The sequence below is a fragment of the Actinomyces denticolens genome (assembly GCF_002072185.1).
Classification (GTDB): domain Bacteria; phylum Actinomycetota; class Actinomycetes; order Actinomycetales; family Actinomycetaceae; genus Actinomyces; species Actinomyces denticolens.
The window spans coordinates 37,724-57,698 of sequence record NZ_MVIW01000020.1 but is presented as its reverse complement, the minus strand read 5'-3'; the positions used below and the strand labels follow the sequence as shown (position 1 = coordinate 57,698).

Annotated in this window: 14 protein-coding genes; 7 read left to right on the top strand and 7 right to left on the bottom strand. The window is 72.8% G+C overall.

Annotation, left to right across the window (positions count from 1 at the left end):
• On the top strand, nucleotides 1-328 hold a 328-nt coding region (locus B1H55_RS07290), incomplete at its 5' end, for a PTS sugar transporter subunit IIA (protein ID WP_143222414.1).
• Nucleotides 329-407: 79 nt separating this feature from the next.
• Here the strand turns inward: B1H55_RS07290 and malQ are convergent.
• Together malQ and B1H55_RS07280 are read right to left on the bottom strand one after the other, a co-directional pair.
• Nucleotides 408-2,594: a 4-alpha-glucanotransferase gene (gene malQ, locus B1H55_RS07285; protein WP_073451175.1), complete on the bottom strand. Its 2,187-nt coding sequence runs from the start codon at nucleotides 2,592-2,594 to the stop codon at nucleotides 408-410.
• A gap of 252 nt (nucleotides 2,595-2,846) precedes the next feature.
• The gene (locus tag B1H55_RS07280) at nucleotides 2,847-3,101 is read right to left on the bottom strand and encodes a PTS sugar transporter subunit IIB (RefSeq protein ID WP_073451174.1); all 255 of its coding nucleotides are present in this window, start codon (nucleotides 3,099-3,101) and stop codon (nucleotides 2,847-2,849) included.
• 236 nt (nucleotides 3,102-3,337) lie between these two features.
• On the opposite strand from B1H55_RS07280, the gene ptsP reads away from it, so the two are divergent.
• Together ptsP and B1H55_RS07270 are read left to right on the top strand one after the other, a co-directional pair.
• Nucleotides 3,338-5,035: a phosphoenolpyruvate--protein phosphotransferase gene (gene ptsP / locus B1H55_RS07275; RefSeq protein ID WP_073451173.1), complete on the top strand. Its 1,698-nt coding sequence runs from the start codon at nucleotides 3,338-3,340 to the stop codon at nucleotides 5,033-5,035.
• A complete protein-coding gene (locus B1H55_RS07270; protein WP_077239903.1) occupies nucleotides 5,032-5,988 on the top strand; it encodes an acyl-CoA thioesterase in 957 nt (318 codons plus the stop codon). Before ptsP ends, B1H55_RS07270 begins: the two co-directional genes overlap by 4 nt.
• 218 nt (nucleotides 5,989-6,206) lie before the next feature.
• Here B1H55_RS07270 and ettA read toward each other — a convergent pair whose 3' ends face one another.
• The 4 genes from ettA to sucC all read right to left on the bottom strand — a co-directional run bounded on the left by ettA (nucleotide 6,207) and on the right by sucC (nucleotide 12,255).
• Nucleotides 6,207-7,889 carry an energy-dependent translational throttle protein EttA gene (ettA, locus tag B1H55_RS07265; RefSeq protein ID WP_073451171.1) on the bottom strand — a complete coding sequence of 561 codons (1,683 nt, stop codon included), beginning with the start codon at nucleotides 7,887-7,889 and terminating at the stop codon, nucleotides 6,207-6,209.
• A 185-nt stretch (nucleotides 7,890-8,074) separates the two neighbouring features.
• Complete coding sequence (purN, locus tag B1H55_RS12835) at nucleotides 8,075-10,060, bottom strand: phosphoribosylglycinamide formyltransferase (RefSeq protein WP_231952593.1); 1,986 nt, start codon at nucleotides 10,058-10,060, stop codon at nucleotides 8,075-8,077.
• Nucleotides 10,057-10,995: a succinate--CoA ligase subunit alpha gene (sucD, locus tag B1H55_RS07255; RefSeq protein WP_080461659.1), complete on the bottom strand. Its 939-nt coding sequence runs from the start codon at nucleotides 10,993-10,995 to the stop codon at nucleotides 10,057-10,059. Before sucD ends, purN begins: the two co-directional genes overlap by 4 nt.
• Before the next feature lie 3 nt (nucleotides 10,996-10,998).
• Entirely contained in the window at nucleotides 10,999-12,255 is a 1,257-nt protein-coding gene (gene sucC, locus B1H55_RS07250; RefSeq protein ID WP_080461658.1) for an ADP-forming succinate--CoA ligase subunit beta, read from the bottom strand.
• 277 nt (nucleotides 12,256-12,532) lie between these two features.
• Here sucC and B1H55_RS07245 point away from each other — a divergent pair, with 277 nt between their 5' ends.
• Nucleotides 12,533-14,935 carry a 6-phosphofructokinase gene (locus tag B1H55_RS07245; protein WP_269459587.1) on the top strand — a complete coding sequence of 801 codons (2,403 nt, stop codon included), beginning with the start codon at nucleotides 12,533-12,535 and terminating at the stop codon, nucleotides 14,933-14,935.
• Nucleotides 14,936-14,984: 49 nt separating this feature from the next.
• Nucleotides 14,985-16,274 (top strand): chloride channel protein, encoded by a 1,290-nt coding sequence (locus B1H55_RS07240; protein WP_077239900.1) that lies wholly within the window; start codon nucleotides 14,985-14,987, stop codon nucleotides 16,272-16,274.
• A gap of 159 nt (nucleotides 16,275-16,433) precedes the next feature.
• Here the strand turns inward: B1H55_RS07240 and B1H55_RS07235 are convergent, their stop codons facing one another.
• On the bottom strand, nucleotides 16,434-18,290 hold the full coding sequence (locus B1H55_RS07235; protein WP_077240155.1) for a glycoside hydrolase family 13 protein: 1,857 nt from the start codon (nucleotides 18,288-18,290) through the stop codon (nucleotides 16,434-16,436).
• Between the two features lie 290 nt (nucleotides 18,291-18,580).
• Between B1H55_RS07235 and B1H55_RS07230 the strand changes: the two genes are divergently transcribed.
• Together B1H55_RS07230 and B1H55_RS12830 are read left to right on the top strand one after the other, a co-directional pair.
• Nucleotides 18,581-19,306 (top strand): hypothetical protein, encoded by a 726-nt coding sequence (locus B1H55_RS07230; protein WP_077239899.1) that lies wholly within the window; start codon nucleotides 18,581-18,583, stop codon nucleotides 19,304-19,306.
• Complete coding sequence (locus tag B1H55_RS12830; RefSeq protein WP_077239898.1) at nucleotides 19,303-19,971, top strand: OmpA family protein; 669 nt, start codon at nucleotides 19,303-19,305, stop codon at nucleotides 19,969-19,971. The genes B1H55_RS07230 and B1H55_RS12830 overlap by 4 nt, the downstream gene beginning before the upstream one ends.
• Nucleotides 19,972-19,975: the final 4 nt, after the last annotated feature.

Here is a 19,975-nt window from a genome sequence, read left to right as displayed (position 1 = left end):
CGTCGTGCTGGCGCCGATCCCGGGGCGGGTGTCCAAGATCCACCCGCACGCCTTCGTCATCACCGCCGACGACTCCCGCAGCGTTCTCGTCCACCTCGGTCTGGACACCGTGGGCCTGGAGGGCAGGGGCTTCACCGTCCACCGGGAGGAGGGGGCGGAGGTCCGCGCGGGAGACCCGATCATCACCTGGAGCCCGGCACGGGTCGAGAGGGACGGGTTCAACCCGGTCGTCCCCATCGTCGCCCTCGATGCCGACCAGACCGATCTCGCTCTCGCCGCCCCCGGCACCGCCGTGGCCCCCGGGGACGCGCTCATCACCTGGCCCTAGCCCCGCTCCCGGCCCAGGATCGCCTGGGCCCGGGGCGGGCCGGCAACGCCCTTGGGAGGCGCTTGAGCACGGTCCCCGATCAGTCCCGGGGCGTGCGGCGCTGGCCCATCTCCTGGCGGATCGCCTGGAAGAGGCTCGCCAGCCTCGCATTGCCGGGCAGATCCTCGATGAGGACCGGCTCGCCCGAGCTGTCCGCCAGGGGGATCCTCCAGTTCGGGTACTCCTGGTCCGTCCCCGGCTGGTTCTGCGTCCTGCGCTCGCCGACGCAGTCCACGAGGGCGACGCCGATGAGCGCCGAGGGCGTGCGCACGATGTAGCGGTGGAGGGCCTCGACGATCTCGCGCTCGGAGGGGTTGGCCCCCAGCAGCCTGTGCTCGCGCAGGCGCTCGATCATCCGGTTGCGCTCCAGGCCCGCCTCGGCGCGCACCTGCTCGACGGGGTCGGCCAGCAGGCCGAGCCGCTCGCGCAGGGCGACGTGCTCATCGGCGAGGTATCCCGCCGTCGGCGGCAGGTCGTGGGTGTTGACGGTGGACAGCGCGAGACGCCGGTAGTCCTGGGGCTGGAGCGGCCAGCCATCGCCCTGCTTCTCGAACCAGAGCACGGAGGTGCCCAGCACTCCCCGTCCGGCGAGGTAATCGCGGGCCCAGGGCTCCACGGTGCCCAGGTCCTCGCCGATGATGACGGCGCCGGCGCGGTAGGCCTCCAGGAGGACCACGCCGACCATCGCCTCGTGGTCGTAGCGCACGTAGGCGCCCGAGGCGGCGCCCATGCCCTTGGGGATCCACCACAGGCGGAACAGGCCGATGACGTGATCGACGCGCAGCGCGCCGGCGTGGCGCAGCACGGTGCGCACCATGTCCCGCAGGGGCTGGAAGGCGGTCTCGGCCAGGTAGACGGGGCTCCACGGCGGCTGGGACCAGTTCTGCCCCAGCTGGTTGTACATGTCCGGCGGGGCGCCCACCTCGATGCCGGGGGCGAAGGCCTCCGGCTCGGACCAGACGTCCGCCCCCCGGGCGTGGACGCCCACGGCCAGGTCGTCCATGATCCCCAGCGCCATGCCGGAGGCCTTGGCCTGCTCCTGGGCCCGCGCGAGTTGCTCATCGACGATCCACTGGAGCCAGGCGTAGAAGTCGATGCGGTCGGTCAGGGCGCGGGCCTCGTTGGCCACGAAGGCCGAGGAGGGGTCCTTGAGGTTCTCGGGCCAGTCGGCCATCTCGCCGTGCTTCTCAGTGAGCGCGCACCACAGGGCGAAGCGCTCCAGTCCCTCGCCCGCCTCGGCGCGGAAGCGCTCGAAGTCCCTGCGCCGGGAGCGCGAGCGCCCGGCGGAGAAGACGACCTCGAGGGCGTCGCGCTTGAGCTTCCAGATGGTGTCCCGGTCGATCGGGTCGACGGTGCGGTTGGTCGCGGCGAGCTCCTCCAGGGACCACTGGATGAGCGAGCGGCGCGGCCCCGACAGCCGGGTCATCTCCGGAATGGCCTCGGGGCGGATGTAGATCGGGTTGACGAAGCGCCGGGTGACCGGCAGGTAGGGCGACGGCGTCATCTCCCCCGAGGGCTCGGCCGCGTGCAGGGGGTTGATGAGCAGGAAGTCCGCGCCCTCGTCCCCGAAGAAGGAGGCGAGCTCGGTCAGGTCGTCCGCGTCCCCGATGCCCCAGGAGTCGGCTGAGCGCGCGGAGTAGAGCTGCGCCATGACGCCCCAGCCGCGCTCGCCCAGGCTCGCGGGCAGCTCGAGACGGTCCGGGGTCATCGCCAGCGCCGCGGTGGCGGTGGTGGCTGGGCGGCCCTCGCCGGCCTCGATCTCGGCCACGAGGGTGTGCCAGCCCAGCGGCAGGTCCCCGGGGATGCGGAAGGAGGCGCGGCCGGTGAGGACGCCGTCGACCTGGCGGGGGCGCTCCCAGTCCTCGGCCTGCTCCAATTCGACGGCGCCCCCGGACTCGAGCTCGACGCGCACGGCGACCGCGGCGCCGTCGGGGACGTGGACGGCCACGGGGGCCTCCCATCCCTGCCGGCGCACGACGGTGGGCGGGAGGATGCGCCTCCAGGGGGCGAGCTCGGCGTCGGCCAGGGAGTCCTTGATCTGGGCCTCGGTCGCGGCCGCGACCCCGAGGGCGGCGAGGACCGCCACGAGGGTGGAGCGGCTGGGGGCGGCGCGATTGCCGTGATAGTCCCAGTACTCGGTGGAGACGCCGTGCATCTCCGCGAGGCGCTTGAGGTCCTCGTCCGCGGGCTCGTCGGAGGCGGTTCCAACGGGGGTCGACTCAGTCATGGGCAGTGCCGCCTGTTCTCGTGAGCGCTCTCACGCCGGGAGCGCTCGTGCGATGCCGTCGCGCTCGGGATGGATCGGGTACGGGCGGACCCTCCCGCCGAGGTGACGCCGTAGTCAGTCGCGGTCGTAGGAACAGGATGGGGTCCGCGTGTTGCTGCAAGCCTTGCACAGTCTTGGCCGGAGCGCCAAAGCCGTCCATCGGCGAGTCGCGCCCGCCCGCACCCCGGACGGGGGCGCCGAGCGGGAGGGGCCTCAGAGTGCCTCGATCTCGTCGGCGAGGGCATCCGCCGTCGGGCCCACGACGACCTGCACGACGGAGCCGGAGCGGACCACGCCGAAGGCCCCCGTGGCCCTCAGCGCCTCCTCATCGACCTTCCCCTGATCGACGACCTCGACCCTGAGCCGGGTGATGCAGGGCTCGAGGACCGTGATGTTGTCACTGCCCCCGAGGCCCGCGACAATGCGCTCCGCCGTCGTGCTCATCGCTACTCCTTCACTCGCCTTCATGCGCGGCCCGCACTCCCTGAGCGAGAGTGATCCAACACCTATTATCAGGCCCGCCGCGCCGCTGCCGGGCGCGGCTCGCCACCATGTGTCCTCCATCACTCCCCGGAGGTGCCGGGCGCCCCCACGGGCGGAGTCGTGTGCCAATCGTGATTCATACTCCGGTTTCCCTCCCGAAAACGCCCCCAGGCGTGCACAATGGGCCCTACGACCGCCTCCATCACTGACGAGGAGCACTCATGGCGCTGTCCGATGCATCTCCCACTTCCCTGTCCGGTATCGGCGTGAGCCCCGGCCTCGTCGCCGGGCCCGTCGCCCGCATGGCGCCGGGGATCCCCGAGCCCGAGCTCGCGCTGATCGATGCCTCCCGCGACCTCGACAAGGAGTGCGAGCGGATCGAGGCCGCGGCCCAGACCGTCAAGAAGGGCCTGGAGCTCTCCGCCGCCCAGGCCAAGGGAGAGGGCCGCACCCTCCTGGAGACGACGGCACAGATGGCCGCCGACCCCACCCTCACCTCCTCCGCGCAGGCCATGGTCCGTGAGCGCAGGCTCGTGCCCGAGCGGGCCGTCTGGGAGGCCGCCGGCACCCTCGCCTCGATGCTCGAGTCGCTCGGCGGCTACATGGCCGAGCGCACGCGCGATGTCGCCGACGTGCGCGACCGCATCGTCGCCGTCCTCACCGACTCCCCCATGCCCGGCATCCCGATGCTGCCCGAGCCCTTCATCCTCGTCGCCGAGGACCTGGCACCGGCGGACACCGCGCTGCTCGACCCGGAGAAGGTCATCGCCTTCATCACCTCCGAGGGCGGCCCCACATCCCACACGGCGATCCTCGCCCGCGCCCTGGGCATGCCCGCCATCGTGGGCACCGGAGCCGAGGTCGTCGACCAGCTGGGCGATGGCGACATCGTCCTGGTGGACGGCACCAAGGGCGTCATCACGCTCAACCCCGACGAGGGCGCGCTGCGCCGGGCCAAGGAGCTGGCCAGCCGGGTGCGCGTCTTCAACGGCGACGGCGCGACGAAGGACGGCCGGGAGGTCCAGCTGCTCGCCAACGTCGGCGATGCCGCGGGCGCCCGCAGCGCCGCTGAGGCGGGGGCCATGGGCGTGGGCCTGTTCCGCACGGAGTTCTGCTTCCTCGACCAGCCCGAGGAGCCCACCATCGAGGCGCAGGTGGAGGCCTACACCGGCGTCCTGGCCGCCTTCCCCGGCAAGAAGGTCGTCGTGCGGACCCTGGATGCGGGCGCTGACAAGCCCCTGCCCTTCCTCACCGACGCCACGGAGGCCAACCCCGCGCTCGGCGTGCGCGCCTACCGGACCACCCGCCGCGATCCCGACGTGCTGGAGCACCAGCTCGAGGCGCTGGCCAAGGCCGAGGCCGCCACGGACGCCAAGGTGTGGGTCATGGCCCCCATGATCTCCACCGCGGATGAGGCCAAGGCCTTCACGGACAAGGCGCGCTCCTACGGGCTCAAGACGGCCGGCATGATGATCGAGGTCCCCTCGGCCGCCCTCATGGCGGACAAGCTCTTCGAGCACGCCGACTTCGCCTCGGTGGGCACCAATGACCTCACCCAGTACGTCATGGCGGCGGACCGCCTCCTGTCCTCCCTGGCGGACCTGTCCACCGCCTGGCAGCCGGCCGTGCTGCGGCTGATCAAGCAGGCCTGCGACGGCGCGGCCCCGCACGGGCGCCCGGTGGGCGTATGCGGCGAGGCCGCCGCCGACCCGGCCCTGGCCACCGTCCTCGTGGGCCTCGGCGTGGCGAGCCTGTCGATGACCGCCCGCGCCCTGCCGGACGTGGACGCCGTCCTGAAGTCGGTGACCTTCGAGGAGTGCCAGGAGCTGGCGCGCCTCGCCATCGACTCGGCCACCGCCGAGGACGCCCGCGTCGCCGTGCGCGCCAAGCTGCCGATCCTGGAGGAGCTCGGCCTGTGACGACGCCGTATCCCGTCCCCTCCGCCAGCGAGGAGCCGCTCGGCTCCCTCACCCGCATCCTGGCACTGGCGGAGGGCGACGGGAGCGACTCGTTCCTCGGGGACTCGCTGCCCCATCTCTCCGGGCGCATCTACGGCGGGCAGGTCATCGCCCAGGGGCTCCTGGCGGCCGCCGCCACTCTTCCGGAGGCGGCCGATGAGGCCCTGGAGCCGCGCCTGCCGCACTCGCTCCACGCGTATTTCATGCGGGGCGGGAACCCCGAGCAGCCCGTGGTCTACGAGGTGGAGCGGCTCCACGACGGGCGCTCCTTCTCCCAGCGCCGCACCACCGCCCTCCAGGAGGGGCGGGCGATCCTGGCGATGATCGCCTCCTTCCAGATCGATCAGGAGGGCTCGCAGGCCCAGGTGCCCGCGCCGTCGGTCCCCGGCCCCGAGGAGCTGGTGAGCGCCCTGGAGATCTTCAGGACGCTGGACGACCCGGCGGCAAAGTTCCTGGGGCGGACCGCTCCCTTCGACATCCGCCACGTGGAGGGGAACATCTACCTCGACCCCGGACCGGAGATCACCAACCGGCAGTGCCTGTGGCTGCGCTCGCGCGGGCGCATCCCGGCCGAGGCCTCGCAGACCGTGCACCGGGCGCTGCTGACCTACGTGTGCGACCAGGTGATGCTGGAGCCGGCGCTGCGCAGCCAGGGTCTGAGCTGGCGCAGTGAGGGGATGAGCCTGGCCACGCTCGACCACGCCCAGTGGTTCCACCGGGATGTCGACGCCTCGGACTGGCTGCTGTTCGTCCAGGACTCCCCCACCTCGCAGGGCGGGCGCGCGGCGGCGCGGGCGGAGGTCTTCGATTCCGCCGGCCGCCTGGTCTCGACGATCGCCCAGGAGGGCATGATCCGCATGCCCACGGCCACCTCGCGCGGCAGCGGCGACTGGGCCGTCCGCTTCGACGCCTGAGCCCTCAGCCCGCAGCTACCGTCTCATCCCGCTCTTGCGCCCTCATCCTCGCAGTTTGAGGGCGCAAGAGCGGGACGAGACGGTATCTGGCGGGTCGGCTCAATCGCCTCGGACGCTCGAGCAAGCTCGGCGCCGCTCGGCTCAATCGCGTGTGTTCGACTCCGCCTCCAACACGCTCAATCGCCTCGGACGCTCGAGCAAGCTCGGCGCCGCTCGGCTCAATCGCGTGTGAGCTTGCGGTAGGTGACGCGGTGGGGGCGGGCGGCCTCGGCGCCCAGGCGCGCGACCTTGTTCTCCTCGTAGGAGGCGAAGTTGCCCTCGAACCAGTACCAGCTCGCCGGGTTCTCCTCCGTGCCCTCCCAGGCCAGGATGTGGGTCGCGACGCGGTCGAGGAACCAGCGGTCGTGGGTGATGACGACGGCGCAGCCGGGGAACTCCAGGAGGGCGTTCTCCAGGGAGCCCAGGGTCTCGACGTCGAGGTCGTTCGTGGGCTCGTCCAGGAGGATGAGGTTGCCGCCCTGCTTGAGGGTCAGGGCCAGGTTGAGGCGGTTGCGCTCACCGCCGGAGAGCACCCCCGCGGGCTTCTGCTGGTCCGCGCCCTTGAAGCCGAAGGAGGCCACATACGCGCGCGACGGCATCTCCACGCCCCCGACCTGGATGTAGTCCAGGCCGTCGGAGACGACCTCCCAGAGGGTCTTGGCCGGGTCGATGCCGGCACGGGACTGGTCCACGTAGGACAGCTTGACGGTCTGGCCGATCTTGAGGCTGCCGCCGTCGAGCTCCTCCAGCCCCACGATGGTCTTGAACAGCGTGGTCTTGCCGACGCCGTTGGGACCGACGATGCCGACGATGCCGTTGCGAGGCAGCGTGAAGGACAGGTCGTCGATGAGAGTGCGGCCGTCGAAGCCCTTGCGCAGATGGCTGGCCTCGAGGACCTGGTTACCCAGGCGCGGGCCCGGCGGGATCTGGATCTCCTCGAAGTCGAGCTTGCGGGTGCGCTCGGCCTCGGCGGCCATCTCCTCGTAGCGGGCCAGGCGGGCCTTGGACTTGGCCTGGCGGCCCTTGGCCGACGAGCGCACCCACTCCAGCTCGTCCTTGAGGCGCTTGGCGAGTTTGGCGTCCTTCTTGCCCTGGACCTCCAGGCGCTTCTCCTTGGTCTCCAGGTAGGTGGAGTAGTTGCCCTCGTAGGGGTAGAGGTGGCCGCGGTCGACCTCCGCGATCCACTGGGCGACGTGGTCGAGGAAGTAGCGGTCGTGGGTGACCGCGATGACGGCGCCCTTGTAGGTGCTCAGGTGCTGCTCCAGCCACAGGACGGACTCGGCGTCGAGGTGGTTGGTGGGCTCGTCGAGGAGGAGCAGGTCGGGGGCCTCCAGGAGGAGCTTGCACAGGGCCACGCGGCGGCGCTCACCACCGGAGAGGTGCTTGACCTCGGCGTCCGGCGGCGGGCAGCGCAGGGCATCCATGGCCTGCTCGAGCTGGGAGTCGAGGTCCCAGGCGTTCGCGGCGTCGATCTCCGTCTGGAGCTTGCCCATCTCCTCCATGAGGGCGTCGAAGTCCGCGTCCGGGTCCGCCATGGCCGCGGAGATCTCGTTGAAGCGGTCGAGCTTGCCCTTGATCTCGGCCACGCCCTCCTCGACGTTGCCCAGGACGGTCTTGTCCTCGTTGAGGGGCGGTTCCTGCATGAGGATGCCGACGCTGTAGCCGGGACTGAGTCGCGCCTCGCCGTTGGAGGGCTGGTCGATACCGGCCATGATCTTGAGGATCGAGGACTTGCCGGCGCCGTTGGGGCCGACCATGCCGATCTTGGCGCCGGGCAGGAAGGCCATGGTGACGTCGTCGAGGATGACCTTGTCTCCATGGGCCTTGCGCGCCTTGATCATCTGATAGATGTACTCAGCCACTGTGCGGTGCGCCTTTCGTCGAATACCGGGAGGTCTGGTGGGCTCGCGCTCGGGCCGGGGAGTCGGTGGCCCATCGGACCTGGCGCGCGCCGCGGCCCAGCCTAGAGCAGTCGCCGCCCATCGGCGACGACGCGGCGCATGACCCCGCGCACGCGGAGCTCCAGTGGGCCGGCGGGCCGGGCCCCTCAGCGCCCGGGGGCGACGAGCAGGTGGATCTGCTCGATGAGCTGAGGGGTCTCGGCGGCCTTGATGCGCGCGGTCAGCGATGCCTCGTCGTCGTCGGGGCGCACGGGCACCTCCACCTGGGCGATGATCTGCCCGGTGTCCACGCCGGCGTCGACCCAGAACAGGGTGGCGCCGGCCCGCCTGGCCCCGGCTGCCAGGGCGTCGCGCACGGCGTGGGCGCCCGGGAAGTCGGGCAGGAGCGAGGGGTGGGTGTTGAGGACGCGCCCGCCGAAGCGGGCGAGGAAGGCGTCCCCCAGCAGGCGCATGAACCCGGCGCAGACCACGAGGTCCGGCGCATAGCCGCTCACCGAACGGGCCAGGGCCTCGTCCCAGGCTGCGCGGTCCGGGTGATCGGTCAGGGCGACGACCTCAGTGGGGATGCCCGCCGCGCGAGCGCGCTCCAGCCCCGAGCAGTCCTTGTCCGCGACGACGCCGACGACCTCGGCGCCGTAGGAGGGGTCCTCGCAGGCCTCGATGAGGGCGGCGAGGTTCGAGCCCGTCCCCGAGACGAGCACGACGAGGGCCGCGGGCCCTGCGCCTTCCTCCTCGGGGACCCCGCCGTCCTCGGGGCCGGGGGCGGAGTCGGACTGGGACTGATCCCCGGAGGCGCCCTCCGGCTCGTCGTCCCCCGGATCGCCCGGGTCGCCGTGGTCGGCCTCCCGGGGGCCGCGAGCGCCATGGGCACCGTGGGCGCCGTGGGCCGCGCGCCGCTCGCGCATCCCCTGGGCCGCGCCCCCGGCGGCCTGACTGGCCGCGCTCACGCCGCGCTGGGCCACCAGCCGGGTCCGGGGATGGAGCACGAGGGCGGCCGCGAGCAGCCCGAGCCCGGCCTCGACGAGGCACAGGATGATGACGGAGGAGGTCGTCGGACCGGCGTGCGCCATGCGCGCGGGCCCGATGGGGCCGGAGGCCCCCAGGCACAGGACGGCCACCCCGGCGGTGAGGAGGGCGGTCCCGCCCGCGGCGGCGGCCAGGGCCCGCCCGAGGCTCAGAGCGGTCAGCTCGTCCCGATGGCGCCAGCCGATGGCGATCGCGCCGATGACGATGAGGAAGGGCAGGAACCGCGCGGGGCCCCAGGTGCCGACGGGGAGCGCGCCGAGGATCGGCAGGGACGGCACCGGGTCCGCGATGATCGCGCTGGGGGCGAAGAGAGTCCCGCTCCCGACGCTGAAACCGGGGCCGAGCACCCAGGACATCGCCCAGATGAGCCCCGTGGGCGCCCAGGCGGCCTGGAAGAGGACGAGCCCGGCCGAGGAGATGATGCCGCCCCCGGCGATGGAGTCGTGGAGGAGCGAGATCCTCCCCGCCCCGGCGACGACGGCCGCCAGGAGGGCCGCGAGGGACAGGCCGAGCAGTCCGATCGCGCAGTCGCGGGCCAGGCCCAGCGCTGGGTCCGCCCAGTCGGGGCGCCGGCGCCACCAGCGCTCCACCGCCGGGATGCCCCGCCCCTGGGAATGGAGGCGGACGCCGATGACGGCGGTCGCCAGGGCCATGAGGCCCGGCAGGGCCGGCCAGGCCCCGCCGCCGGGAGCGGACAGCAGCAGGAGGATGGCCCCGGTCAGGGCCGCGGAGGCGACGGCCACGCCCCCGGCCGCCGGGCCGGAGAGGCGGGCCCGCCGGGCGGAGGAGCGCAGGAGCAGCGCCTGGAGGATGGTGACGCCCAGGAGCGGCAGGCCCAGGGCGCCGCTGGGGTCCCCGGCGTCACCGAGGCGGCCGCCCAGTCCCAGAGCCCACAGACCCGTGCCGGTGCGGATCGTGGAGCCCAGGGTGAGGGCGGTGGCGGCGCTCATCGGGGCCGAGGTCATCATGACGGCGGTGGTCGCGCCGACGACGACGAACCAGGCCAGGAGGACGGCCTCGATCCCCGCGCGCAGCGCGAAGGGCCAGTCGTCGGGCAGGGCGGCGCGGCGGCTCGGCTCCGGCCGGCGCTGGGCGGGCCCGCTCACGCGCGCGCGCCCGCGAGATCGCGGTGGATGCGGCGCGCGAGCTCCGCGGTCTGGCTCGGGGTGCGGCCCACAGTGACTCCCACGGCTTCAAGGGCCTCCTTCTTGGCGGCGGCGGTGCCCGCGGAGCCGGAGACGATGGCGCCCGCGTGGCCCATGGTCCTGCCCTCGGGGGCGGTGAAGCCGGCGACGTAGGCGACCACCGGCTTGGTGACGCTCTCGGCGATGTAGGCGGCGGCGCGCTCCTCGGCGTCGCCCCCGATCTCGCCGATCATGACGATGAGCTCGGTGTCGGGGTCGGCCTCGAAAGCGGCCAGGGCGTCGATGTGGGTGGTGCCGATGACGGGGTCCCCCCCGATGCCGATGCAGGTGGTGAAGCCGAGGTCGCGCAGCTCGTGCATGAGCTGGTAGGTGAGGGTCCCGGACTTGGAGACCAGTCCGATGGGGCCCGGGCCGGTGATGTCCGGCGGGGTGATGCCCACGTTGGAGCGGCCGGGCGAGATGATGCCGGGGCAGTTGGGGCCGATGACGCGCGTCCCGCGGGCGGCGGCGTGGGCGCGGAGGGCGATCGCGTCGGCCACGGGGATGCCCTCGGTGATGACGACGATGAGGCGCATCCCGGCGTCGACGGCCTCGACGACGGCGTCCTTGGCGAAGGCCGGCGGCACGAAGACCACGGAGACCTCGGCCCCGGTGGCGGCCCTGGCCGCGGCGACACTGCCGTGGACGGGGATCTCCACGGTTCCGGTGGGCACGGCCCCGGCGCCCGGCCCGATGGGCTCGACGTCGAAGGCGACCGCGGTGCCCGCCTTGCGGGGGTTGACGCCGGCGACGACCCGCGTGCCGGCGCAGAGCATGCGCCGGGTGTGCTTGCGGCCCTCCGACCCGGTCATCCCCTGGACGATGACACGGTCGGAGTCGGTGAGGAAGATGCTCATGGCTCAGGCCTCCTGGGGGGTCGGGGCGGCGGTGGGCGGGGCGGGGAGGGACGGGGCCCGCCGCCCCTCCGGCGCGCCGCGCCCGACCTGCTCGGCGATGGCGGTGACGGCGTCGGCGGCGCCGTCCATGGTCTCCACGATGGTGACGCCGGGCAGATCCGCCTGGCGGAGGATGCGGCGGCCGAGCTCGGCGCTGTTGCCGTCCAGGCGCACCACGATGGGCTTGGCCGGTCCGGTGAGGGCGCCCATCGCGGCCACGATGCCCTCGGCGACGGTGTCGCAGGAGGTGATGCCGCCGAAGACGTTGACGAGGATGGCCCGCACCTGCTCATCGGAGGCCACGATGCTCAAGGCGTCGGCCATGGCCTGGGCGGAGGAGCCGCCGCCCAGGTCGAGGAAGTTGGCGGGGCGCATTCCCCCGTGCCCCTCCCCCGCCCCGGCGACGACGTCGAGCGTGGACATGACCAGGCCCGCGCCGTTGCCCAGGACGCCGACCTCGCCGCTCAGGCGCACGTAGTTGAGGCCGGCCTCCTTCGCGCGGGCCTCGAGGGGGTCGACGGAGGAGGCGTCGACGAGGTCCTCATGATCGGGATGGCGGAAGCGGGCGTTGTCGTCGAGGGCGACCTTGCCGTCCAGGGCGATGATCCGCCCATCATCGGCCAGAACGAGGGGGTTGACCTCCACGAGGGTGGCGTCCTCGGCCACCAGCGTCTCCCAGAGGCGCTCGATGACGCCGGCGACGCCGTCGGCGGTCCGTCCGGGCTCGAAGCCCGCGGCGGCCACGATCCGGCGCGCGGCCTCGGCGGTCAGGCCGGCCACGGGGTCGATGGGGAGGCGGGCCAGGGCCTCCGGGCGCTCGGCGGCGAGGGTCTCGATATCCATGCCCCCCTCGCGCGAGCACATCGCCAGGTAGTCGCGCTCGGCGCGGTCCAGGAGGATCGCGAAGTAGTACTCCTCGGCGATGTCGGTCCCCTCGGATATGAGCACGGATCGCACGGTGTGGCCCTTGATGCCCATGCCGAGGATGGCGGCGGCGCGCTCAGCGGCCTCCTCGGCGCTGCGGGCGAGCTTGACGCCGCCGGCCTTGCCGCGCCCGCCGGTCTTGACCTGGGCCTTGACGACGAGCAGCCCGGCCCCGCCGTCGAGGAGGTCCTGGGCGGCGGCGCGCGCCTCCTCGGGGGTGGTGGCGATGATGCCTGGCAGGACGGGGACGCCGTGGCGGCGGAAGAGGTCCCGGGCCTGGTACTCATAGAGGTCCATGAGGCGGTGTCCTTTCGCGCGGGTATCGGCTCTCGTCGGGCGCCGGCCTGCCCCGGGGCCCGCCGGGGCCCTGGCCTGAGGGTATCGCGGGGCGGGGCGGCGCGGCTGAGGATCGACCGCGAGTCCTGGGGGCCGGTCGGCGAACAGCTCGTGCCCCGATGATGAGGACGGCGCGTCATCGGTGTGACGCAGGCCCCTCGCGCGGGACACAATAGAGGCCGACCGGACTGGGCCGGACAGGACCGGGCCGCAGCCGGACCGCATGAGAGGGAGTCCCATGACCGCCGCAGGCAACACCGCTCCGCACCCGCCGTCCACCGCCTCCCAGGAGGCGGTGATCGACGCCGTCGCCTCCGTGGCCTGCGATCCGACCGGTGGCACGGCGCCCACCGGCCCCGCCGGGGAGCCGATCAGGGTCGGGGTGCTCACCTCGGGGGGCGACGCCCAGGGCATGAACGCCGCGGTGCGCGCCGCCGTGCGCACACTGCTGCGCCTGGGCGCCCGGCCCTACGCCGTCATGGAGGGATGGGCCGGGGCCGTCGCCGGCGGCGAGGGCATCCGCCCCCTGGAGTGGGACTCCGTGGGCGCGATCCTCCACCGGGGAGGAACGATCATCGGCACCGCCCGCTCCGCGGAGTTCCGCGAGCGCTCCGGGCAGCTCGACGCCGCTGCCAACCTCCTGGAGCACGGCATCGACCGGCTCATCGTCATCGGTGGGGACGGCTCCCTGACCGGCACCAACGAGTTCCGGAAGAACTGGCCGGGCCTGGTGGCCGAGCTCGCCGAGACCGGGCGCATCACCGCCCGGACCGCCCAGGCGCATCCGGCGCTCATGGTGGCGGGGATCGTCGGCTCGATCGACAACGACCTCGTCGGCGCGGACATGACGATCGGCACCGACTCGGCCCTGCACCGCATCCTGGAGGCCATCGACGACATCTCCTCCACCGCCGCCTCCCACCAGCGCACCTTCGTGGTGGAGGTCATGGGCCGCCACTGCGGCTACCTGGCGCTGATGGCGGCGGTGGCCGGCGGCTGCGACTACGTGCTCGTCCCCGAGATCCCGCCTGCCGAGGGCTGGGAGGAGGACATGTGCGCCAAGCTCGCCAAGGGCCGACGGGCGGGGCGGCGCGAGTCCATGGTCATCGTCGCCGAGGGCGCCACTGACCGCTCCGGCAATCGGATCACGGCCGACGACGTCAAGCGGGTCCTGTCCGAGCGCCTCGGCGAGGACGCCCGGGTGACGATCCTCGGGCACGTCCAGCGGGGCGGCAAGCCCAGTGCCTACGACCGCTGGATGTCCACCCTGCTGGGATGCCAGGCGGCGCGCGAGGTCCTTCAGGCCTCCCCGGAGACGGTGCCGGTGATCGTGGTCGAGCGGCACAACCGCATCCGCTCCGTGCCGATGATGGAGCAGGTCGAGGCCACGCGCGCGGTCAAGGACCTGGTGGCGGCCGGCGACTGGGAGGGCGCCGTGGCCGCCCGGGGGCGCAGTTTCGGCGAGATGCTGCGGATCTTCGAGACGATGTCCACTCCCCCCGAGCCCACCGCCGCCGGGGCCGCCCCCAGCAGGAGGGTGGCCATCATCCATGCCGGCGGACTCGCGCCGGGCATGAACACGGCGGCCCGCGCCGCGGTCCGCCTGGGCCTGGACCACGGCTTCACCATGCTGGGCGTGGCGGGCGGATTCCCGGGCCTTCTCGACGGCGAGGTGCGCGAGCTCAGCTGGGACGACGTCGAGGGCTGGGTCGGCGACGGCGGGGCCGAGCTCGGCACGCGCCGGGAGGTCCCCGAGGTCGAGCAGCTCTACGCCCTGGGCCGGGCCATCGAGAAGCACGAGATCGACGCCCTGCTCGTCATCGGCGGCTACAACGCCTACCTGGCCGCGCACCGCCTGGTAACGGAGAAGGGCCGCTACCCCGCGTTCCAGATCCCCATCCTGTGCGTCCCGGCGTCGATCGACAACAACCTGCCCGGCTCCGAGCTGTCGATCGGCACGGACACGGCGCTCAACGCGACGATCAGCGCCCTGGACTCGATCAAGCAATCGGCGGCGGCCTCGCACCGCTGCTTCGTGGCCGAGGTGATGGGCCGCAAGTGCGGGTACCTGTCCTTCATGAGCGGCCTGGCCACGGGCGCCGAGGGCGTCTACCTCCACGAGGGCGGCATCGGGCTGGCGCGTCTGGCGGAGGACTCCAGGCGGATGGTGGAGGCCTTCAAGAACGGGCGGAAGCTCCACCTGCTCATCCGCAATGAGCGGGCCAGCGAGTACTACACCACGGATGTGCTGGCCAAGATCTTCGCCGCCGAGGGCGTGGGCCTGTACGACGTGCGCGAGGCCGTCATCGGGCACCTCCAGCAGGGCGGGGACCCCACGGCCTTCGACCGCCTCATGGCCACCAAGCTCGTCGCGCACGCCCTGGGTCTGCTCGCCGACCAGCTCGAGAGGGGCACGGACCACTCCAGCTACGTGGGCCTGACCGGCGGGCGCATCACCCACCGCCGCCTGGAGCGCATGGAGGATGACCTGGACATGACCAACCGCCGGCCCCGCCATCAGTGGTGGCTGGGGATGCGCCCGGCCCTGGACCTGGTCTCCTCGGACCTTGGCCCGCTGTCCATGGCCGATGTCCCCGACTTCGGCGAGGCCGTGGACGCCGCGGCCACCGCCGAGGACTGAGGGCCGTCGGTCACCGGTCCGCGCATCGGCCGGCACTATCCTCGGTGCGATGCCCTCCGCTTGTTCCCCGCGCCCTGATGCCGCCGGTCGTGCCCGGCCGCCGAGGGCTGCCAGGCTTCTCGGCGCGCTGGTGCTCTCGGGCGCGGCGGCGGGCCTCATCGGCATCGCCATGGCCTACCTGCTCGAGGGCTTCGAGTGGCTGTTCTACGGAGTCGAGGAGGGCTCGCTGCCGGAACGAGTGGCGGCCGCGCCCGCCTGGCGCCGTATCGCGGCGCCCGCCCTGGGCGGTCTCCTCGCGGGCGCCCTGTGGTGGTGGGAGCGCTCCACCGGCGGGGTGGTGAGCGTGGAGCAGGTCGTCGCCGACTCCGGCGCCCCCGGCTCGCCCTCGCGCCGCATGGGTGTGCTGCGCCCCTTCGGCGACGCCGCCGTGCAGGTCCTCACCGTCGGCGCGGGCAACTCGGTGGGGCGCGAGGGCGCCCCACGACTGGCGGCGGGGGCCATCGCCCTGCGCCTGTCCACGATCCTGCGGATCGACCGGGCCTGGGTGCCGGTACTCATCGCCTCCGCGGCGGGGGCGGGACTGGCGGCCATGTACAACGCGCCGCTGGGCGGGGCCGCCTACGCCGTCGAGATCGTCATGCTGACCGGGATGCGGCGGCGCGGCGCGCTCCTCGCGGTGCCGCTGAGCGCCCTGGCGACGGTGGTCTCCTGGTGGCGCTCGGGAGGGAGGCCGAGTCTGGTGATGCCCGCCGCCCCTCTCACCGCGCAGACCCTCCTGGCCTGCCTCATGGCGGTCCCGGTGGCAGCGATCCTCGGATGGCTGGCGGCCCGCGTCTGGACGTGGTGCAAGGCGCACCGGCTGCCGGACTCCTGGAGCCTGCCCCTGACGATCGGAGGCGCCGGCCTGGCCACGGGCACGACCTCCCTGTGGCTGCCCGAACTGCCCGGCAATGGCCGCGACGCCTTCCAGGGGGCGCTCGCCTCGCCCGCCGTGCCCGCCGCGCTCGTGGCGCTGCTCGGCGTCGTCGTCCTCAAGCCGCTCCTCACCGGGGCGACACTCGGAGCGGGAGCCACAGGCGGGCTGCTGGCGCCCTCCTTCGCCCTGGGGGCCAGCGGCGGGGCCGCGATCGCCGTCGGGCTGAACCTGGCGGGGATGTCCCCGAGCGTCCCGGCGGCGGCCCTCATGGGCGCCGGGACGACCCTCGCGGTCACGCAGCGCGCGCCCGTCTTCGGGGCGGTGTTCGTCTGGGAGATCACCCAGGGGCCGGTCTGGATCCTGCCGCCGCTTCTCGCGGCGTGCTGGGCCGCCTGCCGGATCACGCGGCCGAGTCCTTCCTGAACCGCCCGGGGTCGGGGGCTGGGCCGTTCCCCGCGGAATCACTGGCCCAGATACCGTCTCACCCCGGCGTTGCGCCCTCATCCTCGTAGTTCGAGGGCGCAACGCCGGGGTGAGACGGTATCTGCGGGCCGAGCCCTCGCTACGCGGGGCGGATCCTCTTCAGCGACCGGTGCGGCGCAGGATGAGGGAGTCCCAGGCATCCAGGCGGTCGGGGACTCCTCGGCCGAGGACTCCCGCCTGATCCGCGGGCAGGGAGGCGAGGAGCACGCGCTCGGCGTCGGCCCACTCCCCCAGGTCAAGGCCCTCCGCCGCGAGCCTCGCCCGCAGGGCGCCGCCCTCGGTCAGGTCCAGGGGCGTGCGGCCGTAGGCGGCCAGGAGGAGGAGCCGGCGCACGGCGCCGTCGGTCCCCTTCCAGGAGCGCAGGATGACCCAGGTGTCGGGGCTGGCGGCGTCGAGGAGCCGGAAGGTCCCCAGTGCCATCGCGGGCTCCGCGTGCCGCAGGGAGATGAGTGCGCGGTGGTGCTCGAAGACGCTGCCCGGGACCCCCACCTGGCCGGCGGCGTTGACCTCGTCGACGTTGGGGGCGATGGGGATCCACGGCTCCCCGGTGGTGAAGCCCGCGCCCGGGCGCGGCTCCCATTGCACGGGCGTGCGGGCGTTGTCGCGGGAGTTCGTGCGCAGGCTGTTGACGACGGCGCCGGGGTCGTCCCCGGCGGCGACGCGCTCCCGGTAGTGGTTGAGGGACTCCAGGTCGCGGAAGGAGGAGATGTCCGGGAAGACGGTGTTCGTCATGCCCAGCTCCTCGCCCTGGTAGATGTAGGGCGTACCGCGGTGCATGTGCAGGATGGAGGCCAGGGTCTTGGCGCTCATCGCCCGCAGGCGGTGGTGGTTGTCCCCGAAGCGGGAGACGGCGCGGGGCTGGTCGTGGTTGTCCCAGTAGTTCGAGTTCCAGCCGCGCTCCGTCAGCGCCCCGTCCTCGTCCTCCTCGGGGGCCAAGGCGGCCTGCCAGGAGGCGAGGTTGGCCTTGAGCGCCACATGGTCCACGGGGACGGCGTCGAACTTCCCGCCGGGCCCATCGGCGAGCCCCACGTGCTCGAACTGGAACACCATGTCCAGCTCGCCCCTATCGGAGCCCGTGTACAGCGGCCCGTCGGACAGGCGAACCCCGGGGGTCTCCCCCACGGTGATGATGTGACCGGGGCGCGGGGCGAGGACCTCCCGGTTCATCTCGGCGAGGAACTCATGGATCCTCGGCCCGTTGGCGACGGCGTGGAACCCGTCCCCGAACAGGTCTCCCGGCCCCTGGTCCCCATCGGCCAGCGGGTAGGTCTTGGAGATGAGGTTGATGACGTCCATGCGGAAGCCGTCGACGCCGCGGTCCAGCCACCAGGTCATCATCTCGTGCACGGCGCGGCGCACCTCCGGGTTCTCCCAGTTGAGGTCCGGCTGCTTGCGGGAGAAGAGGTGCAGGTAGAACTCACCGGACTCCTCGTCCCACTCCCAGGCGGGCCCGGAGAAGAAGGAGCCCCAGTTGGTGGGCTCGGTGCCGGGCCGCCCGGGCTCCAGGCCCGGCACCCGGCGGGCGGGCCGCCAGATGTACCAGTCGCGCTTGGCCGAGTCCCTGGAGGCGCGCGACTCGGCGAACCAGGGGTGCTCGTCGCTCGTGTGGTTGACGACGAGGTCCATGACGAGCCTCATCCCGCGGGCGTGCAGGCCGGCGATGAGCGCGTCGAGATCGGCCAGCGCGCCGAAGACCGGGTCGATGTCGTGGTAGTCGGAGATGTCGTAGCCGTTGTCGTCCTGCGGGGAGCGGTAGACGGGGCTGAGCCAGACGACATCGACGCCCAGGGCGTCGAGGTAGTCCAGGCGCTCGGTGATGCCGGGGATGTCCCCGACGCCGTCGCCGTTGGTGTCCTGGAAGGAGCGGGGGTAGATCTGGTAGACGACGGCGTGGCGCCACCAGTCGGCGTCCAGGCCGACATGCCGGGGCGAGGTGACGATCGGAGGGAAGCTCATGGAGGCGATTCTGCCGCGATCAGCGCGGAGGCGCAGCGTTTCGAGGCGCGGGAGCGCGTGAGCACCGGGCCCGCGCGGAGCGCCGTCGATCACGGGGCCACCGGGCGGCTCCACGGGGAGCGGATGGGCAGTCCCCGTGGAGTTGGGGACTGCCCGTGGAATCGGAGCATCCTTCCCATATCCGATTCCGCGCCATTCTCCTAATCTCAAGGCATCAGCGCAGCAGCGAAGACAGAACGAGAGCACGATTCACTGAGAATCACTGCGCGCCGCACACTAGAGGAGGAATCATGAACCGCATCGACCAGCCCGCGCCCGGCAGCGACCCGGCCGCCGTATCCCGTCCCGCCCCCAGGCGGCACCGCCGCGCCCTCATGGGGGTCGCCCTCATCACGGCGCTCAGCGCGACCGGCCTGGGGGCCTGCGATATCGGCGGCAAGGACGACGCCGTCTCCGATACCGCTCAGGCTCAGCCCGTGGACCCGGCAGTCGCCCAGGTTCTCGATCTGACCGCGGCGAACGTCGGCGCGGACAAGCCCATCGATGTCTCCACCGAGCTGCCCTCCATCGACTCGCGCACCACCACGGACAGCGGCACCCCGCTGACCGTCACCCTCAATGCCGTGACCGTCAGCGGCTCCGTCACCACCGTGCTCTTCTCCGCGACGAACAACGGCACTGGTGGGAGCAATCGCTGGCAGGCCTCTGATTTCTTCTCCGACGGCGAGAGCAAGTACCCCATCGATTCCACCGGCCACAAGTCCGAGGACTCGGGAGAGAGCCATAACACCGACGGCGTCTACATCACCGACACCGCGAATCAGAAGGTGTACCGCGCCGCCTATGACACCGCCGGGGGCTGCCTGTGCTCGGGGAATCTCAGCTCGGCATTCGTCGGGGAGGGCAGGACGATGGTCTTCCAGACCTCCTTCGCCGCCCTGCCCGACGGTGTGACCACGGTGGATGTCTCGATCCCGGGAGCCGGGACCTTCAGCAACGCGACGGTGACACGATGAGCGCCCCCGCCCCGGCCCATCGGGCATCACTGCGCGCGGCGGCCTGCGCCGTCGCCCTCGCGGGGGCGCTGGCCCTCGGGGGCGCCGCGAGCGCGGCCACACCCACCCCGAGCGACGACGATTCCTCGAAGTACTCGCCCAAGGCCTCGACCCTGCCCTCGCTCACCCAGGCGGCGCCCCCGGAGACCGCCTCGACCGTCACGAACATCGCCGCCCCGGTGCTCGACTTCGCCCCGCCGGTGCTGGACATCATCGCCCCGGTGGCCAGCGCCGATGGGGCGGTGAGCACGAGCACGGTCGGCAATACGACCACGGCGACGCTGTCCAACGACGTCACCTTCGACGTCGACTCCGCGACGCTCACGCCGCGTGCCGCCCAGGTCCTCGACTCGATCGTCACCGGCTGGGCGGGCACGGCGCCGGCCGAGGTGACCGTGGTGGGGCACACGGACTCCGTGGCCGACGACGCGCACAACCAGACGCTGTCCGAGCAGCGCGCCCAGGCGGTGGCCGACTACCTCACCTCGAAGTCCCCGGGACTCAAGGTGACGGCGTCCGGCAAGGGCGAGACGGAGCCGGCCGCCTCGGAGACCAAGGAGGACGGCTCCGCCTCCGAGGAGGGCAAGGCCGCCAACCGCAGGGTGGTGCTCACCTGGCAGCAGTAGCGCC

What these genes read in the sequence shown, in the direction of transcription:
- B1H55_RS07280 (WP_073451174.1), bottom strand. Translation starts at nt 3,101, where the DNA reads ATGAAGGCGAGTGAAGGAGTAGCGATGAGCACGACGGCGGAGCGCATT.
- B1H55_RS12830 (WP_077239898.1), top strand. Translation starts at nt 19,303, where the DNA reads ATGAGCGCCCCCGCCCCGGCCCATCGGGCATCACTGCGCGCGGCGGCC.
- B1H55_RS07245 (WP_269459587.1), top strand. Translation starts at nt 12,533, where the DNA reads ATGACCGCCGCAGGCAACACCGCTCCGCACCCGCCGTCCACCGCCTCC.
- B1H55_RS07230 (WP_077239899.1), top strand. Translation starts at nt 18,581, where the DNA reads ATGAACCGCATCGACCAGCCCGCGCCCGGCAGCGACCCGGCCGCCGTA.
- malQ (WP_073451175.1), bottom strand. Translation starts at nt 2,594, where the DNA reads ATGACTGAGTCGACCCCCGTTGGAACCGCCTCCGACGAGCCCGCGGAC.
- B1H55_RS07235 (WP_077240155.1), bottom strand. Translation starts at nt 18,290, where the DNA reads ATGAGCTTCCCTCCGATCGTCACCTCGCCCCGGCATGTCGGCCTGGAC.
- ptsP (WP_073451173.1), top strand. Translation starts at nt 3,338, where the DNA reads ATGGCGCTGTCCGATGCATCTCCCACTTCCCTGTCCGGTATCGGCGTG.
- sucC (WP_080461658.1), bottom strand. Translation starts at nt 12,255, where the DNA reads ATGGACCTCTATGAGTACCAGGCCCGGGACCTCTTCCGCCGCCACGGC.
- sucD (WP_080461659.1), bottom strand. Translation starts at nt 10,995, where the DNA reads ATGAGCATCTTCCTCACCGACTCCGACCGTGTCATCGTCCAGGGGATG.
- B1H55_RS07240 (WP_077239900.1), top strand. Translation starts at nt 14,985, where the DNA reads ATGCCCTCCGCTTGTTCCCCGCGCCCTGATGCCGCCGGTCGTGCCCGG.